Origin of the sequence: Thomasclavelia saccharogumia DSM 17460 (assembly GCF_000686665.1) — a bacterium.
Taxonomy (GTDB): Bacteria; Bacillota_I; Bacilli_A; order Erysipelotrichales; family Coprobacillaceae; genus Thomasclavelia; species Thomasclavelia saccharogumia.
In genome coordinates, this window is sequence record NZ_JMLH01000115.1 from 1 (window position 1) to 3,059 (window position 3,059).

3 protein-coding genes are annotated in these 3,059 nt (G+C 27.7%); 2 read left to right on the top strand and 1 reads right to left on the bottom strand.

Annotated elements, in window-relative coordinates; translation table 11 throughout:
• Positions 1-435: FIVAR domain-containing protein (locus tag BR82_RS16115; RefSeq protein ID WP_034865258.1), on the top strand; the 435-nt coding region annotated here is incomplete at its 5' end.
• Positions 436-685: 250 nt separating this feature from the next.
• On the opposite strand, the gene BR82_RS0114350 is transcribed toward BR82_RS16115, so the two are convergent.
• Positions 686-1,273 carry a helix-turn-helix domain-containing protein gene (locus tag BR82_RS0114350; RefSeq protein WP_027090721.1) on the bottom strand — a complete coding sequence of 196 codons (588 nt, stop codon included), beginning with the start codon at positions 1,271-1,273 and terminating at the stop codon, positions 686-688.
• Positions 1,274-2,087: 814 nt separating this feature from the next.
• Between BR82_RS0114350 and BR82_RS16120 the strand changes: the two genes are divergently transcribed.
• Positions 2,088-3,059 (top strand): LamG domain-containing protein (locus tag BR82_RS16120; protein ID WP_034865261.1); only part of this gene is annotated, 972 nt, incomplete at its 3' end.

The following is a 3,059-nucleotide window of genomic DNA, read 5'->3' on the forward strand; positions in this document are numbered from 1 at the left end:
TTACCAGTCTTAGAAAAAGCTCAGGAAGTCTTAGCAAGTGAAGAAGTTAGTCAATTAGAGGTAGACAGTGCCTATGAAGGATTAATAAGAGCATATCTAGACTTAAGACTAAAACCAAATAAAGATGTATTAAATGATTTAATCCAACAGGCAAATGGATTAAACAAAGCAAGCTATAGTGCAAAGACATGGAATGCAGTAGAAAAAGCATTAGAGAAAGCTAATACAGTAATAAATGACCCTGAAGCAAGCCAGGCAGAAGTCGATAATGCCAAGGAAGTATTAACAAAAGCAATGGCAGGATTGGAAACAAGTAATTCAGTAAATACTAATACAACAAGTGTAGCTACTGGAGATGCTGCTTCGTTAATGTCAGGATTAGTAATGATGAGTGTATTAGGTGGAGGCCTATATTTATTTAAAAGAAAGGGATAAATAGTGTAAAAATTTTATTTATTAGAGGATTTGGCAAATATGTTAATCCTCTTTTAGATTATTTATAAATATTAATAAAAATATAAAGCAGTTAATTTTAGGATTATAACTGCTTCGATATTAAAAGGTAAACTTTTTATTTATTGTCATCTTTTTTCTTTCTATTCCACCATGTACCTGTTAATGAACAAGATCCACCTATAATTATAAAAACCATCATTATAATCAAAAATTCCATCTTTTTCTCCTTTTAATTTAATAAATATTGGCAAATAAAGGTTACGATCAAACACACAATAAGTGCGATTATACCTGCTAAAAGTACAAATATAATTTTTTGATAATTTCTTTTTCCTATTTCCTGTTGTGTTTCATCATAAGTTAATTGTTTTCCATCAATAAATGCCAGAATTTCTTTATAAGTTTGAATGTTGTGATTCTTTTTAAATCTTTCAACTATACTTGCAGTATATAGTGTTACAGCAAATAAGCATAGCCAAATAATAATTCCAATATATCCATCGATACTAAATAAAGGATAAGCACTTATAGTTACAATTATTAATTCAACTAAAAAAACAAAACTCATTATATTAAACTTTTTAATTGTTGTTTTTTCGACAACGTCCCTCATCTCCTTTATATCTTCTTTTATAAAACTATCTAAAGATATATTGAAAACATTAGATAGCATTATTAAACTTTTAATATCAGGACAATTTTTATTAGTTTCCCAGTTTGAGATTGTTTGTCTTGAAACAAATATTTTAAGAGCCAGTTCTTCTTGAGAAATTTTTTGTTGTTCTCTAAATTTCTTGATTCGTAATCCAATATTCATCCTAATCTTCTCCTTGACTTTTTTCTTTATTATATATAAATATATGTTTTTTGTCTGTCAAAAGTCTTTGACATTGCCTTTTATCTTTTAAAATCACTATAAAAAATTAAAAATAAGACTAATAAATCTCTAAATATATCATTATGTCATTTTTTCAATTGTTCTAGTAAAGTATGGTTTTATGAATTATTATCTGACTTCCGCTGCTTTTCAAGATAATATCATTTAATAGACTAGGTCGCTTAAATATCTTGATAGTTGATTTTTGTCATTATCATCTGTTGTAAGGATGATAGTGGTGAGATAATTACTTGATAATCTTTTTATAATTTTTAATGTTTTCATTTGGGTAATAAAATGGTCGTCTATGATTTTCGCTTTTTTGTTGCAATACTGGTGGTCAGTATATTTGCGATAATATCTTATATTAAGGCTGTGGTAATGATTTGATAGTATTTTAGTGACTGATTATGTTGTAAAATCAATGCTTTTTGCAGAGATTTTAAGAGATCGGGTTTGTATTATAGTTTTAGTAGATAAAAGAATATATTGATTTTAATAAATAAAGTGACATATTTGATGTTTTGTCACTTAAGTTGAAACACTCATCAAGAAATGGAAATTTAAAAAGCGTATTTTTAATTATATAATTAATTTAGGATCTATTTAATATTTAAAAATTAAGAATTTGGAGGTGAATAAGGGTGGAATATTTTGGAATTAATATTAGATAAGATCAAAAATTAATATAAAATAATTTTAAATAATAAAAAGTGTTTAGAAAGGAAAAGATGATACTAAAAAGGATTAAATTATGAATAAAATAAAGAAAGCAGCTAAAGCTGCACTTAAAATATTATTAGCATCTTCTTTAGCATATACAGCGTTAATGCCGGTAAATGCATCAAATTTAAGATTAAGTAGTGATGAATTTTTATTACCTATAATGTCAGTTTCATTTGATGATGAAAATGCTAATGATACTTCTGGAAATGATAATCATGGTACAGTTGTCGGTGATGTAGAATATGTAGAGGGAATCAAGGGAAAAGCTATCCATATTCAAAATAGCGATGTAGCTTATACTTCAAACACAGCAAAACAATATGTAAATTTTGGTAAAGCAGCTGATTTACAATTTGGTAATGATGATTTTTCTATTGCTTTTTGGTATAAGGGAAATACTACTAAATTTACAGATGGTGGGGTAGTTAGTAATAAGAGCTGGTCTACTGGTTCAAATGTAGGGTTTATTGTAGCTGAATATGATAGCAAACTTACTTTAAATTTTACAGCAAATGGTTCAAGTCGTGGTGATACTGATGATGCTCCTATCACTAATGATCATACTTGGCATCATATTGCAGCAGTTTTTGACCGTAGTGATAAAATGTCTCTTTATATAGATGGTGAAGAATTTTCATCTTCAGATATAAGTTCACAAGCAGGAAGAAGTATCGATGCTTATGATTTTATTTTAGGTGCTGATGGTTTAAAACAATATGGTATAGAGGATGCTGTGATCGATGAATTACAAGTATATAGAGGAGTATTACCTGAAACCCAAATTTCTGATATGTGTGAGTCTTATATTTTAGAAACAAAGATACAAGATTTAAGAAATAAAATTACCGAATATGAACATGCAGTAAATGATATGAATATTGCTCAAGAAAAAAAAGATGCATTTGCTGCAGTTATTAATGAAGTTGAAGCAGGGTTAGAAACAGTTACAAGTTTACAGGAAGTAAAAGAATTAGATGAAAAACTACAAAAAGCATATAGT